14 protein-coding genes are annotated in these 13,456 nt (G+C 71.7%); 9 read left to right on the top strand and 5 right to left on the bottom strand.

The annotated features are described in order from the left end of the window. Nucleotides 1-87: 87 nt before the first annotated feature. Entirely contained in the window at nucleotides 88-1,149 is a 1,062-nt protein-coding gene (gene trpD, locus ACYVJE_RS11090; protein WP_461144498.1) for an anthranilate phosphoribosyltransferase, read from the top strand. A 134-nt stretch (nucleotides 1,150-1,283) separates the two neighbouring features. Here trpD and ACYVJE_RS11085 read toward each other — a convergent pair whose 3' ends face one another. From ACYVJE_RS11085 to ctaC, 3 genes are all read right to left on the bottom strand, one after another. After that, on the bottom strand, nucleotides 1,284-1,568 hold the full coding sequence (locus tag ACYVJE_RS11085; protein ID WP_459158966.1) for an Lrp/AsnC family transcriptional regulator: 285 nt from the start codon (nucleotides 1,566-1,568) through the stop codon (nucleotides 1,284-1,286). Nucleotides 1,569-1,728: 160 nt separating this feature from the next. Continuing rightward, nucleotides 1,729-2,127, bottom strand: a complete 399-nt coding sequence (locus ACYVJE_RS11080) for a cytochrome c oxidase subunit 4 (RefSeq protein ID WP_459158965.1) — start codon at nucleotides 2,125-2,127, stop codon at nucleotides 1,729-1,731. 51 nt (nucleotides 2,128-2,178) lie between these two features. Then, the gene (gene ctaC, locus ACYVJE_RS11075) at nucleotides 2,179-3,099 is read right to left on the bottom strand and encodes an aa3-type cytochrome oxidase subunit II (RefSeq protein WP_459158964.1); all 921 of its coding nucleotides are present in this window, start codon (nucleotides 3,097-3,099) and stop codon (nucleotides 2,179-2,181) included. A gap of 471 nt (nucleotides 3,100-3,570) precedes the next feature. Between ctaC and asnB the strand changes: the two genes are divergently transcribed. The 4 genes from asnB to ACYVJE_RS11055 all read left to right on the top strand — a co-directional run bounded on the left by asnB (nucleotide 3,571) and on the right by ACYVJE_RS11055 (nucleotide 7,703). Next, nucleotides 3,571-5,499, top strand: a complete 1,929-nt coding sequence (gene asnB / locus ACYVJE_RS11070; RefSeq protein WP_459158963.1) for an asparagine synthase (glutamine-hydrolyzing) — start codon at nucleotides 3,571-3,573, stop codon at nucleotides 5,497-5,499. Nucleotides 5,500-5,644: 145 nt separating this feature from the next. Next, a complete protein-coding gene (gene mmuM, locus ACYVJE_RS11065; protein ID WP_461144378.1) occupies nucleotides 5,645-6,547 on the top strand; it encodes a homocysteine S-methyltransferase in 903 nt (300 codons plus the stop codon). 47 nt (nucleotides 6,548-6,594) lie between these two features. After that, entirely contained in the window at nucleotides 6,595-7,335 is a 741-nt protein-coding gene (locus tag ACYVJE_RS11060; RefSeq protein WP_461144377.1) for a class I SAM-dependent methyltransferase, read from the top strand. A gap of 152 nt (nucleotides 7,336-7,487) precedes the next feature. Beyond that, on the top strand, nucleotides 7,488-7,703 hold the full coding sequence (locus ACYVJE_RS11055; RefSeq protein WP_461144376.1) for an RNA-binding S4 domain-containing protein: 216 nt from the start codon (nucleotides 7,488-7,490) through the stop codon (nucleotides 7,701-7,703). A 131-nt stretch (nucleotides 7,704-7,834) separates the two neighbouring features. On the opposite strand, the gene ACYVJE_RS11050 is transcribed toward ACYVJE_RS11055, so the two are convergent. After that, nucleotides 7,835-8,194, bottom strand: coding sequence for a HesB/IscA family protein (locus ACYVJE_RS11050; RefSeq protein WP_459158959.1), 360 nt, complete (start codon nucleotides 8,192-8,194; stop codon nucleotides 7,835-7,837). Nucleotides 8,195-8,516: 322 nt separating this feature from the next. On the opposite strand from ACYVJE_RS11050, the gene ACYVJE_RS11045 reads away from it, so the two are divergent. The 4 genes from ACYVJE_RS11045 to ACYVJE_RS11030 all read left to right on the top strand — a co-directional run bounded on the left by ACYVJE_RS11045 (nucleotide 8,517) and on the right by ACYVJE_RS11030 (nucleotide 11,731). Continuing rightward, a complete protein-coding gene (locus ACYVJE_RS11045; RefSeq protein ID WP_461144375.1) occupies nucleotides 8,517-9,167 on the top strand; it encodes a DUF3043 domain-containing protein in 651 nt (216 codons plus the stop codon). A 121-nt stretch (nucleotides 9,168-9,288) separates the two neighbouring features. Further along, entirely contained in the window at nucleotides 9,289-9,834 is a 546-nt protein-coding gene (gene cobU, locus ACYVJE_RS11040) for a bifunctional adenosylcobinamide kinase/adenosylcobinamide-phosphate guanylyltransferase (protein WP_459158957.1), read from the top strand. A gap of 35 nt (nucleotides 9,835-9,869) precedes the next feature. Then, nucleotides 9,870-10,985 carry a nicotinate-nucleotide--dimethylbenzimidazole phosphoribosyltransferase gene (gene cobT / locus ACYVJE_RS11035; protein ID WP_459158956.1) on the top strand — a complete coding sequence of 372 codons (1,116 nt, stop codon included), beginning with the start codon at nucleotides 9,870-9,872 and terminating at the stop codon, nucleotides 10,983-10,985. Further along, nucleotides 10,982-11,731: an adenosylcobinamide-GDP ribazoletransferase gene (locus tag ACYVJE_RS11030; RefSeq protein WP_461144374.1), complete on the top strand. Its 750-nt coding sequence runs from the start codon at nucleotides 10,982-10,984 to the stop codon at nucleotides 11,729-11,731. The genes cobT and ACYVJE_RS11030 overlap by 4 nt, the downstream gene beginning before the upstream one ends. Nucleotides 11,732-12,321: 590 nt before the next feature. Here ACYVJE_RS11030 and ACYVJE_RS11025 read toward each other — a convergent pair. Further along, nucleotides 12,322-13,425 (bottom strand): branched-chain amino acid aminotransferase, encoded by a 1,104-nt coding sequence (locus ACYVJE_RS11025; RefSeq protein ID WP_461144373.1) that lies wholly within the window; start codon nucleotides 13,423-13,425, stop codon nucleotides 12,322-12,324. Between the last annotated feature and the right edge of the window lie 31 nt (nucleotides 13,426-13,456).

Below are 13,456 nucleotides of genomic sequence, written 5' to 3'. Positions count from 1 at the left end.
GCGCCCGCCGGGCAGCAGTGCTCCCGCCGCGTTCCGGTACCGTTCGGGTATACGCGACCCCGGAAGGAAGCGACGGCTGTGGCGACGATGGCGGGAAGTTGGGCGGAGCTGCTGAACAGCCTGGTCTCGGGCCGTGATCTGTCCGTCGAGGACACCGCCTGGGCGATGGACCTGATCATGTCCGGGGAGGCCTCACCGGAGCGGATCGCCGCCTTCGCCGTCGCGCTGCGCGCCAAGGGGGAGACGGCAGCGGAGATCCGCGGGATGGCCGATGCGATGCTCGACCACGCCCGCCCCCTGCCGATCGAGCGGGAAGCGGTCGACATCGTCGGCACCGGCGGCGACCGCAGCGGCAGCGTGAACATCTCCACCATGGCCGCGCTCGTCGCCTCCGCGACGGGAACACCGGTGGTCAAGCACGGCAACCGCGCCGCCTCCTCCAGCTGCGGCACCGCCGACGTGCTGGAAGAGCTCGGGGTGGACATCGAGCTGCCGCCGGAGGCCGTCCGGCGGTGCATCGACGAGCTGGGGATCGGCTTCTGCTTCGCACCCGTGTTCCACCCGGCGATGAAGCACGCGGCCGGCCCCCGCCGGGAGCTCGGCATCCCGACCGCGTTCAACGCGCTCGGACCGCTGACCAATCCCGCACGTCCCTCCGCCGGGCTGATCGGGTGCGCGGACGTTCGGCTCGCTCCCGTGCTGGCGGACGTGTTCGCCGCGCGGAACAACTCGGTGCTGCTCGTGCGCGGCGACGACGGCATGGACGAGATCACCACCACCGCCCCCAGCACGATCTGGGTGGTCCGCGACGCCGCCGTGCGGCAGCACCGCCTCGACCCGCGCGAGCTGGACGTGCCGCTGACCGGATCGGAGCAGCTCCGCGGTGGTACCCCCGCGGTGAACGCGGAATCGGTCCGCGCGCTCCTCGCCGGCCGCACGGGCCCCGTGCGCGACGCGGTGCTGCTCAACGCCGCCGGGGCCGTGGTGGCCCGCGAAGGCCCGGGCGAGGACCTGCACGCCCAGCTGCGCGCGGCCCTGGAACGAGCAGCAGCCGCGGTCGACTCGGGAGCCGCGGGGGAACTGCTGGAGCGCTGGGTGGCGCGCACGGCGCAGCTGCGCGCGGAGCAGGGGCAGCGCAGCTCGCCCTGACCGCCCCCGACGCTTCCGAGCCGCCCCCCGCACGCGCGGGAAGGGCCCGACCCGGGCGTGGCGGGACCTGCACTCACCTGGCGCGACCAGGCCGGCGCCCCGCTACGACCCGCCCCGGCAGCGGTGCGGAGCGCTCACCCCTCCTCCATGCCGAGGGAGAACGTCGCCTCGGTGTCGCGGCGGGAGTACGAGCGGAACGCGATGTGCGTCGTCGTGTACCGCACGCCCGGGACCTTGTTGATCCGCCCGGGGACGATCTCGGCCAGGTCCTCGTGCTGCGGGACCCGCAGGAGCGCGATGAGGTCCACGTCCCCCGCGCAGGAGTAGACCTCGTTGACCGCGTCCAGGTCCGCGATGGCCTCCGCGGCCTCGCTCACCTGGTCCGCTGCCGTGTGAATCAGCACGATCGCGGTGATCATGGCAACCCTCCTGTCTCGTCCGCCGCACGGGGCTCTCGTCCGCCGCGCGAGCGTGTCACCTCGTGCGGCGGTGCGGGTGGTCCGCACCCATGGTCCGCGTCCCATACGAACGCGCGGTCCCGAACCCCCGGTTCGGGACCGCGCGCCATCGGAGCAGACGTCAGTCGTGGCTCGGGCCGGCGTGGTACTCGAAGACGAGCCCCGCGACCGTGATCAGCACGAACGCCGTGGCGAACACGATCATCCACACGTGGAAGAACGCGATGGCCACACCGACGAACGCGCAGGACAGACCCAGCGCGAAGGGCCAGTAGCTGCCCGGGCTGAAAAAGCCCAGCTCGCCGGAGCCGTCGCTGATCTCGGCTTCGGGGTCGTCCTCGGGACGCGCCGCGATGCGCCGGGCGACGAACTGGAAGTAGGTCCCGATGAGCAGCGCCAAGCAGCCCACCAGGATCAACGCCACGGTCCCGACCGGTTCCCTCGACCAGAAGCCGTAGACGATCGCCGACAGGAAGAAGAAAGCCGTGATGTAGTTGAAGATCTTCGCTTCGACCTTCATGGAGTCCTCGCTCTCACGCCGTCCGCCCTACCGGGCGCCCTCGATAGCCGTTCAGCTCGCCGCGCCGGAAGCGCTCGCCTCGTTGAACGGGACACCGGTGGTCGCCTGCGGACTGCACAGCTCACCGCAGTTCATCTCATCCAGCGCTTCCGCAGCGGTGTAGGGCTCGTCGGTCTGCGGGTTGACCCGGGTCCGCAGCTGCATGTACTGGTCGAACTTGTCCGGCGACAGCGCGCGGACCTCGAAGTTCATCATCGCGTGGTACGTGCCGCACAGCTCGGCACAGCGACCGACGAAGGCGCCTTCCCGGTCGATGGTGTTCTGGAAGACGTTGTCCTGGTTGTTCTTCTCCGGGTGCGGGAAGGTGTCCCGCTTGAAGTGGAACTCCGGAACGAAGAACGAGTGGATGACGTCGGTGGACCGCAGGCGGTACTCGATGTTCTGGCCCGTCGGCAGCACCAGCAGCGGGATCTCGTCACTGCTGCCCACGGTGCGCACCGGCTCGCCGTTCGGGGTCCGGTAGCCCGGGTACTCGAACTCCCAGTTCCACTGGAAGCTGGTCACGTTCACCGTCTGGTCCGGTTCCTGCTCCTCGGCCAGGACGTAGTTCTGGTTGACCGCGGTGAAGTAGAACAGCACCACGATGGCCACGAACGGGAGCGCGGTGTAGATCATCTCCAGCGGGACGTTGTACTGGAACTGGCGCGGCAGCTCCTCGTCCGTGCTCTTCTTCCGGTGGAAGGCCACCGACCAGAAGATCAATCCCCAGACGATCACGCCCACCGCGAGTGCCGCGATCACCGACCAGGTCCACAACTGGCGCATCGCCTCGGCCTGCGGGGTGACTGCCTGGGGCCAACCGAACCGCAGGACCTCGTCGGTCGTGCAGCCCGTTGCCGCGACACCTACCAGGCCGATCAGCCCAGCGACCTTGACCAGCCGTGGCACTCGGGTCCCCTCCTTCAGGCCCACTGCGCGACGCCTCCTCAGTGTGAAACTCACCGGTGCAGCCGTGACCGCCCCGCTCGGGCGGGCCGATCGCCGCCGGAATTCTGCGCCAGAGCGTAGCCCAGGTGTAGTCGCCATACTGCTTCGGGGGCCGCCACGCGCGGACGCTTTTCGTCTCCGAAGTCCCCGACGTCGGATCCCCTTCGGGGGATTCTGCGGCGCTGCCCAGCGCCCTTGGGCGCGCACGCCCGCGCCGGCGCGGGAGGCGCCTGCGCGCGGGCGCATGGAGGAAACGCGCGCGCACCGCGCTGATCGAGACCGAGATCACTCCTGCGGGTGAGCGCTTCCCGCGCACGGGGACCCCGTCGGTCGGCCCGCCGGTTCCGGAGCGGGCATACTGGCGTGCAGGACGCGCGCCGGGTGGGGGTTCGGCGCACACCCGTCCCGACTCGAGCAAGCTGAACGACACCGCCGACACGAGAGGTGCGCAGACGCGTGTGCGGCCTACTTGGACTGATCTGCCCCAGCGAGCAACACGCTCGGAGCGCGACCGACGCCGTGGCCAGGGCCCTGCCCTGCCAGCGCCACCGGGGACCCGACGAGAGCGACACGTGGCAGGGCGGCGAAGCCGTCTTCGGGTTCAACCGGTTGTCGATCATCGACCTGGAACACTCCCACCAGCCCCTGCACTGGGGCCCGCCGGAGAACCCCGGCCGCTACACGATCCTGTTCAACGGTGAGATCTACAACTACCTCGAGCTGCGGTCCGAGCTCGGCGAGCAGCACGGCGCGCAGTTCAACACCGACGGCGACACCGAGGTCGTCGTGGCCGGCTACCACTACCTCGGCTCCGCGGCGCTGGAGCGCCTGCGCGGGATGTTCGCCTTCCTGATCTGGGACAACGAGCGCCGCGAGATCTTCGGCGCACGGGACCCGTTCGGGATCAAGCCGCTGTTCTACGCCGCCGGTCCGGGCGGGGCGGCCTTCGCCAGCGAGAAGAAGAGCCTGCTGACGCTGACCGGCGCGCTGGGGCTCGACCAGAGCGTGGACCACCGCGCGTTCCAGCACTACCTGCTGCTGCAGTACGTGCCCGAACCGGAGTCGCTGCACCGCTCCGTCCGCCGCATCGAGTCGGGCACCTCCTTCACCGTCACCCCTGGTGGCGAGGTGCGCACGGAGCGCTACTTCCACCCGGCGTTCCAGGCGCGCACCATCAACAGCGAGGTCGAGGAGCGCCGGCTGCACGACGAGATCGTCGACGTGATGCGCGATTCCGTGTCCAAGCACATGCGCGCGGACGTGACCGTCGGCGCCTTCCTCTCCGGCGGGATCGATTCCACCGCGATCGCCGCGCTGGCCAAGGAGCACAACCCGAACCTCGTCACGTTCACCACCGGGTTCGAGCGGCAGGGATACTCCGAAGTGGACGTCGCCGCCGAGTCCGCCGCGGCGATCGGGGTCAAGCACGTGGTGCGCACGGTCTCGGCCGAGGAGATGATGCGCACGCTGCCGCTGATCGTGTGGTACCTGGACGACCCGGTCGCCGATCCGGCGCTGGTGCCGCTGTGGTTCATCGCGAACGAGGCGCGCCAGCACGTGAAGGTCGTGCTCTCCGGGGAGGGCGCGGACGAGCTCTTCGGCGGTTACTCGATCTACCGGGAACCGCTGTCGCTGGCCCCGTTCGAGCGGGTGCCGGGAACGTTGCGCAAGGCGATGGGCAAGGTCTCCACGGCCATTCCGGAGGGCGTGCGCGGCAAGGACCTGCTGCGGCGCGGATCGCTGAACCTGGAGGACCGCTACTACGGCAACGCGCGGATCTTCCGCGACGACCAGCTGCGCGGGCTGATGCGCGCCTTCGACCCGGGGGTGGCCCACCAGGACGTCACCCGCGAGCCCTACCGGCGTTCGGAGGGCTGGGACCCGGTGACCCGCATGCAGCACGTCGACCTGTTCACCTGGCTGCGCGGCGACATCCTGGTCAAGGCCGACAAGATCACCATGTCGAACTCGTTGGAGCTGCGCGTTCCGTTCCTGGACAACGAGGTGTTCCGCGTCGCGCGCACCATCCCGCTGGAGCAGAAGGTCACCAACGAGACGACGAAGTACGCGCTGCGGCAGGCACTGAGCAAGGTCGTCCCGTCGCACGTGCTCAACCGGCGCAAGCTCGGCTTCCCGGTGCCGATCCGGCACTGGCTCAAGGACGAGATGCACGACTGGGCCCGCGACATCGTCCAGCAGTCGCAGACCGACCACCTGCTCGACCGCACGGCCGTGCTGAGCCTGCTGGAGGAGCACCGGTCCGGCGTTCTCGACCACAGCCGCCGGTTGTGGGCGCTGCTGGTGTTCATGATCTGGCACGGGATCTTCGTGGAGGGGCGGATCCGCCCGGCGATCCCGGAGCCGCAGTACCCGGTCCGCCTCTGAGGCGCACCACTCCGGCAGCACCGCCCGGCCCCGCAGCACCCGACCCCGCAGCACCTGAGGCGGTTCGGGACAGCACCGGAGGCGGTGCTGCCGGAGCGTTCCGAACAACTGCTCCGGTCGGGGGTCGTGCGGTACGTTCACGCAGGTGAACGCCGTTTCGCTGGACTCCGACCCCGTCGTGCTCGACGGCGGGTTGGCCACGGAGCTGGAAACCCGGGGGCACGATCTGCGCGATCCCCTCTGGTCGGCGCGGCTGCTGGCCGACGCCCCCGATGAGATCCACGCCGCCCACCGGGCCTTCTTCGCGGCCGGTGCGCGGGTCGCCACCACCGCCAGTTACCAGGCGAGCTTCGACGGCTTCGCCGAGCGGGGCGTGGACCGCCGCCAGACGCGTGCCCTGCTGCACCGCAGCGTCGAGCTGGCCGCGAAGGCGGCGGAGGCGGTGGCCGAGCCGTGCTGGGTGGCCGCCTCGGTCGGTCCGTACGGCGCCGTCCTCGCCGACGGATCCGAGTACCGGGGCCGCTACGGACTGACCGTGCGCCAGCTCCGGGACTTCCACCGCCCCCGGGTGGAAGCGCTCGCGGAAGCCGGACCGGATCTGCTCGCGCTGGAGACCGTTCCCGACGTGGACGAGGCCGAGGCGCTGCTCGACGCGGTCGCCGACATCGGCCTGCCGGTGTGGTTGTCCTTCAGCATCGCGGGCGAGCACACGCGGGCCGGTCAGCCGCTGCACGACGCCTTCTCCGTGGCACGGGGCAACGACACCGTGCTGGCCGCGGGGGTGAACTGCTCGAGCCCTGCCGACGTGACCGGTGCCGTGGCCCTGGCGCACCGAGTCAGCGGCAAACCCGTCATCGCCTATCCCAACAGCGGCGAGGGCTGGGACGCGATGCGCGGGCAGTGGACCGGCCCCGCGCGGTGGGACCCCTCGACGGCCCGGGACTGGTACGCGGAGGGCGCCCGCCTCATCGGTGGCTGCTGCCGGGTCGGCACCGCCGAGATCGCCGCGCTCAGCCGGGTGCTGCACCCCGGCACGAGCGGCGCGTGAGGTGATCCACACTGAGTGGGCCGAGGACGCGACCCGCGGAGGTCCCCATGACCGAGTCCGAGTTCACCGCCTCCGAGGTGTTCGACGCCGACTACCTCTACTTCTACGAACCGGAGCTGTCGGCGCAGCGCAGCGACCGTGAAGCGGCACTGGTGGAACGGCTGCTGCACATCGACCGCGGCACTCGGGTGCTCGACCTGGCCTGCGGGCACGGGCGCTTGGCGAACCGGATCGCGGAGCGCGGCGCGCACGTGACGGGAGTGGACACCGCGGAGGAGTTCCTCGACCTGGCCCGCGGGGACGCGGCCGAGCGCGGTGTCACCACCGCCTACGTCCGGGGCGACATGCGCAGCCTGCCCTTCCAGCAGGGGTTCGACGCCGTGCTCAGCTGGTTCACCTCGTTCGGCTACTTCTCCGACGAGGAGAACCGCCGCGTCCTCGACGAAGTGGCCCGGGTGCTGCGCCCCGGCGGGCGCTTCGCGCTGGAGCTGATGAACCCGCTCGGCATGATGGGTGCGTTCAGCACGTCCGTGGTGCGCGAGCGCGACGGGGACCTGCTCGTCGACCGGCCGCGGCTCGACCCGCTGACGCAGCAGATCCGCACCGAGAGGACCGTCGTCCGCGACGGCCGGGCGCGGCGCACCGCGTTCACCGTGCGCCTGCTCGGCTTCCCCGAGCTGCGGGACTGGCTGACGGGCGCCGGCTTCCGCGAGGTCCACGGCTGCGGCCCGGACGGTGCAGCGCTGACGGAGCACCACGCGCGCATGGTCGTCGTCGCCGTCCGCTGACCGCGGTTCCAGCCGGCGGGGCCGCGTCAGCACCCGCCCGGGGCTGCAGCTCCCACCGGGCCGGTCCTCGTCCGATCGGCGCTGCGGTGACCGCGCGCACGGACCGCTCACCCGCGTCCGCGGGACGTCCGCGCCTGAGGAGAATGGATCCCATGCGGGAGATTCCCATTCGCGACGAGGAGATCCGGTTGGGTCAGCTGCTCAAGCTCGCCGGGCTGGTCGAGCACGGCGGCGAGGCGAAGGTGGTGATCGGTGACGGGCTCGTCGCGGTCAACGGGGAGACGGAGACCCGGCGCGGCCGCCCGCTGCGGATCGGCGACGAGGTCACCGTGCACGCCGAGACGGTGCGAGTCGCCGCGGGCTCCTGAGGAGGGCCCGGCACGTCGGACCACCGGCACGTCGGACCACAGGTACGCCCAGGGCCACGAGGTACCAGGCCCCGAGATGCGTCGAGGGCCGGTGACCGGCACCGGCCCTCGTGCTCAGGGAACCGACCTCGTCAGTGGAACGAGTCACCGCAGGCGCAGGAACCGCCCGCGTTGGGGTTGTCGATCGTGAAGCCCTGCTTCTCGATGCTGTCCACGAAGTCGATCACCGCACCCTGCAGGTACGGGGTGCTCATCCGGTCGACGACGACGCCGAGGCCGGCGAAGTCCACGCGCGCGTCTCCGTCCAGCGAGCGCTCGTCGAAGAACAGCTGGTACCGCAGGCCGGCACAACCACCGGGCTGGACCGCGATGCGCAGGTGCATGTCGTCGCGACCCTCTTGCTCCAACAGCGCCTTGGCCTTCTGGGCGGCCGAGTCGGTCAGCGTAACCCCGTGCGCCGGCGCCTCCGTCATGGTGTCCTGGGCGGTCATGGACTCTCCCTAGCGGTCTCGTTCAATCCGAATCCGGCGGCTGCTGCAACCATATCGCCGATCCGGATATTCCCGGGCCCATGGTGACACAGATGCCCGGGCCGCGGCTGCGGTGAACCTGCTGAATCACCCGCAGCAGACCGGCCGCGGCATCAGCACCGGCCGGCGATCGCCCGCTGCGCCCCAGCCGGGCGGGCAGTCGGGAAGCTGGGCGGGCAGCGCGGAACGCGTCCCACGCTACCACCACCGGCCCGATGCCCTGGGGACTTGCTGCTGCCCGAGCTGCTGACGAAGGGGCGGACCGGTCGAATACCCTGGTGGTGTGAGGTTCCTCCGCCGTAACAACACTGCGCAGACCACGCCCGCCACCACCGCGAACGGGCATTCCGACGCCGAGGCTGCCCAGTCCGCCCCGGAGGGCAGCGGCGGGCACACCCCGAAGAAGGGCCGCCCGACGCCGAAGCGTCGCGACTCCCAGGGGCGACGCGGCCCCGTGTCCCCGCCGCCGAAGAACCAGCGGGAAGCGATCAAACGCTCCCGCGGAACGAAGCAGGAGCGCAAAAAGGCAGCGGCCGAACGCCGGGAACGCATGATGCAGGGCGACGACCGCTACCTCATGCCGCGGGACAAGGGCCCGGTCCGGGCGTACGTGCGCGACATCGTGGACACGCGGCGGCACCTCATGGGCCTGTTCATGCCCCTGGTGCTCGTGGTGTTCGCCATCACCCTCACCCAGAACGTGCTGATCCAGCAGTACGCCACCCTGCTGTGCCTGATCCTGCTGCTGACGATGGTCGTCGAGGGCACGCTGCTCGCGCGGCACGTGAACAAGCGCGTGCGCGCGAAGTACCCCGACTCGAAGGACCGCCCGTTCTCCCTGGGCTGGTACGCGTTCACGCGGGCGATGCAGATCCGGAAGCTGCGCGTGCCGCGGCCGCGGCTCACCCCGAAGGACGCCCACCAGCTCCGGTGAGCCCGCGGTAGCGCTCCTCCGACCCGGTGCGGCGAACCGGATCACACCGCGGGCCCGGGTGCTGCGCTCCCGCCTCCCGGCCCGGGTAGCGTTGCGGGGCACTCGAGACAGGAGGTCTGTGGTGGCGGAACACGCCTTGGTCCTGGGCGGTGCCCGCTCGGGCAAGTCCGCGCACGCCGAGGGCCTGGTCTCCGCCGCCGACCGGGTGGACTACGTCGCGACAGCGCGCCAGGACCCCGCGGACGGCGAGTGGACAGCGCGCATCGAGCAGCACCGCGCCCGCCGCCCGGAGCACTGGCGCACCGTGGAGGCGCCCGACTCCGACGCCCTCGCCCGGGCCCTGCGCACGAGCGCTGCCGACCGGACCGTGCTCGTCGACGACATGGCGACGTGGTTGACCGGGGTGCTGGACGACACCGGGGCGTGGGACCGGGAGGACGCGGCTCTGCGCCGGGTCGAGCGGCACCGCGCTGCGGTGCTCGAAGCGGCCCGGGCGAGCCCGTCGAACCTGGTGTTCGTCTCCGCCGAGGTCGGCCTCGGAGTCGTGCCCGGAACACGTGCGGGCAGGCTGTTCCGCGACGAGCTCGGCGCGTCCAACGCGCAGCTGGCCGAGCTGTGCGCGCGAGTCGAGCTGCTCGTGGCCGGAGTTCCGCTGCGGCTGCGCTGACCACTTCCCCGCACCCGACCCCGGGAGGTATGCCGGTGTCCCCCGAACCCACCGGCGGCGTTGCGCCGCCCGCCTCGTTCCCCGCCGTTCCCGAGCCCGATGAGCAGGCGCGCCGCCAGGCCGTGGCCCGCCAGGAGCAGCTGACGAAACCGGCTGGTGCCCTCGGCCGGCTGGAGGAGCTCGGCGTGTGGGTCAGCGCACGGCAGGGCGTGTGCCCGCCGCGTCCGTTCTCCCGGCCGCGCGTCGTCGTGTTCGCCGGGGACCACGGCGTGTCCACCGGCGGGGTCTCCGCCTACCCGCGGGACGTCACCGCCCAGATGGTGCACAACATCCTCGCCGGCGGCGCGGCGGTCAACGTGCTCGCGGCGAACGCGGGGGCGAGCGTGCGCGTGGTGGACATGGCGGTGGACGCCGAGACCCCCGCGGCGATCAGCACGCACAAGGTCCGGCGCGGCTCGGGGGAGATCGACCGCGCGGACGCGCTGACCCCCGAGGAGGCCGAAGCGGCCGTGCGGGCGGGGCGCGCGATCGCCGACGAGGAGGTCGACTCCGGTGCGGACCTCCTCGTCGGAGGGGACATGGGCATCGGCAACACGACTCCCGCCTCGGTGCTGATCGCCGCGCTGACCGGCCGCGAACCGGTGGCGGTCGTGGGCCGCGGCACCGGCATCGACGACCGGGCGTGGATGCGCAAGACGGCGACGATCCGGGACGCGTTGCGGCGGGCCCGACCGGTGCTCACCGATCCCCTCGCCCTGCTGCGCACCTCCGCCGGGGCGGACATCGCCGGGCTCGCCGGCTTCCTCGCGCAGGCGGCCGTGCGCCGCACCCCGGTGGTGCTCGACGGCTTCGTCCTCGGAGCAGCGGCGCTCGTCGCCGAGGAGTTCGCGCCGGGCGCGCACCGGTGGTGGCTGGCCGGGCACCGCTCGGCCGAGCCGGGGTCGGCCGCGGTGCTTGAGCACCTCGACCTCGAGCCGCTCGTGGACGCGCGGATGCGGCTCGGCGAGGGCTCCGGGGCCGTCACGGCGCTGCCGGTGCTCACCGCCGCCGTCCGGGTGCTGCGCGAGATGGCGACCTTCGCCGAGGCCGGGGTCGGCGGCCCCGGCGCTGCGGAGGCCTCGGGGCCGAGCCCGCAGGACCAGCAGCTGTGACGTCCGCGGGTGACGGGTTCCGGCTGTCGGTCTCCTGGCTGAGCGTCCTGCCGCTCGGCACCGATCGCGTGGACGCGCGCACCACGCGTCAGGCCATCTCCTTCGCCCCCGTGGTGGGTGGGCTGCTGGGCGGGATCACCGCGCTCGCCCTGGCGGTGCTCGGCCTGCTGGGGGCCCCGGGGCTGCTCGCGGGGTTGCTCGGCGTGGCCCTGCTGGCACTGCTGACGCGGGGCATGCACCTCGACGGGCTCGCCGACGCGGTGGACGGGCTCGGCTGCTACGGGCCGCCGGAACGCGCGCTGGACGTGATGCGCGACGGCAGCACCGGCCCGTTCGCGGTGGTGGCGCTGGTGCTGACCGCGGGGATCCAGGCGGTGTCCCTGGCCGCGCTGGCCGGTGCCGGGCAGTGGCTGTTCATCGTCGTCGCCTGCGCGGTCGGGCGCGCCGGGTTCACGCTGTGCTGCCGGCGGGGTGTGCCGGCGGCCCGCCAGGAGGGCATGGGGGCGCTGGTCGCGGGCACGCAGCCGAACTGGGCCGTCGCCGCCTGGTGGGTCGTGCTGACGGGGATCGGCGCGCTGGGCGGATCCCTGTCCGGTGCGCTCGCCGTGGTCCTCGCGGGCGCGGCCCTGTGGGCGTTCGCGCACCACGTGCGCACCCGCTTCGGCGGGATCACAGGGGACATCCTCGGTGCCGCCAGCGAACTGGGCGTCACGATCGCGCTGGCAGTCGGCTCGCTCCCCCTCTGAGGTGAACCCCGGCCGAAGCGGCGAACGCTCGGCCGCTCCCCCGGCACGGCTGGGGCTCGATGACCTGTACCGAAGCGGCAGGCCCGCCCGAGGCGAGGACCACCTGATGCAGTCGAACACGAGTTTCACACGATGAGATGGCGAGACGCGTTTCCGGTGGCACGCTCCCGAACGCCCGCGGCATGGTGGGCACATGCGTTCGACGAGGAACCTCCGCACGAAGCCGCCTCAACCGTCCACAACGCACGCGGATGCCCCGGCGGCGTCGCGCCGTCCCGCGGTCGCGCGCTCGTGCTCCGACTCGCGGCGCACCTCCCGGCCTCCCGGCAGGTGGTGCGGTTCCGTCCACTCGACTCGCTCCGATGAGGACGGAGGCCTGCGACAGCGACCGCCACCCGTGCGCTGATGCGCGGTGCAGCGCAGCACGTGCTCGCCCCTCCACACGCCCACGGATCCTTGACAAGTCCACAGTGGATAAACCGCCTTCCCGGCGGAGGCGTCGCACTGCGGTGCCTCGGACCGGTGGGCAGGACCGCACCGCTCCCCTCCCCGGATCCGGTCCTGCCCACCTGCCACCGATCAGGCGGTGATCAGGCCAGCCGGGTCATCCATCCGTGCGCGTCCGCGGTCGCCCCGTGCTGGATCCCGGTCAGGTGCTCCCGCAGCTTCATGGAGATCTCACCCGGGCTGCCGTCGCCGATCGTGAACGCCCCGTCGCGGTGCTTGACGTGCCCGACGGGCGTGATCACGGCGGCGGTCCCGCAGGCGAACACCTCGCTCAGTTCGCCGCTGTTGGCCTTCTTCTCCCACTCGTCCGTGGTGATGCGGCGCTCCTCCACCGGCATTCCCAGGTCCCTGCCCAACTGCAGCAGGGACTCGCGCGTGATGCCGGGCAGCAGGCTCCCGCTCAGCTCCGGTGTCACGAGACGCGCCTCGGAGCCCGAACCGAACACGAAGAACAGGTTCATGCCGCCCATTTCCTCGACCACCCGCCGTTCGGCAGCGTCGAGCCAGACGACCTGGTCGCAGCCCTGCTCGACGGCGTCCTGCTGCGCCGCGAACGACGCGGCGTAGTTCCCGGCGAACTTCGCGGCGCCCGTTCCGCCCGGTGCGGCGCGCACGTACTCGTGGCTGAGCCACACGGTGACCGGCTTGACGCCACCGGCGAAGTACGAGCCCGCCGGGGACGCCAGCAGCACGTAGAGGTAGCTGTTCGACGGGCGGTTGACGCCGAGGCTGACCTCCGTGGAGATCATGAACGGCCGCAGGTAGAGAGCGCTCTCCCCCTCCTCGGGAACCCACTCGCCGTCCACGGCGAGCAACTCCTGCAGCGAGGCGAGGAACAGTTCCTCCGGCATCTCCGGCATCGCCAGGCGTCGCGCCGAGGACTGGAAACGGCGAGCGTTGGCCTCCGGACGGAACGCCGCGACGGAGCGGTCGGGCTGCCGGTAGGCCTTCAGCCCCTCGAAAATCGCCTGGCCGTAGTGCAGGACCGTCGTCGCCGGATCAAAGGTCAGCGACCCGTACGGCTCGACGCGCGCGTCGTGCCATCCCTTCTCCTGGGACCAGCGGATCGTCACCATGTGGTCGGTGAAGAACTGCCCGAATCCCGGATTCTCGAGTACCTCCGAGCGCCGCTCCGGCGAGGTCGGTTGATCGTTCTGAATCCGGGTAAAAGGCAGTGCTCCACTCATGTGCGTACCGTATCGCGCCCGCTCGTCGCCT

It is taken from the genome of Salinifilum aidingensis, assembly GCF_054782015.1.
This window is presented reverse-complemented; position numbering and strand designations above follow the sequence as displayed.

Coding starts and splice junctions, on each gene's coding strand:
- trpD (WP_461144498.1), top strand. CDS start 88: ATGGCGGGAAGTTGGGCGGAGCTGCTGAACAGCCTGGTCTCGGGCCGT.
- ACYVJE_RS11085 (WP_459158966.1), bottom strand. CDS start 1,568: ATGATCACCGCGATCGTGCTGATTCACACGGCAGCGGACCAGGTGAGC.
- ACYVJE_RS11080 (WP_459158965.1), bottom strand. CDS start 2,127: ATGAAGGTCGAAGCGAAGATCTTCAACTACATCACGGCTTTCTTCTTC.
- ACYVJE_RS11060 (WP_461144377.1), top strand. CDS start 6,595: ATGACCGAGTCCGAGTTCACCGCCTCCGAGGTGTTCGACGCCGACTAC.
- ACYVJE_RS11055 (WP_461144376.1), top strand. CDS start 7,488: ATGCGGGAGATTCCCATTCGCGACGAGGAGATCCGGTTGGGTCAGCTG.
- ACYVJE_RS11050 (WP_459158959.1), bottom strand. CDS start 8,194: ATGACCGCCCAGGACACCATGACGGAGGCGCCGGCGCACGGGGTTACG.
- ACYVJE_RS11025 (WP_461144373.1), bottom strand. CDS start 13,425: ATGAGTGGAGCACTGCCTTTTACCCGGATTCAGAACGATCAACCGACC.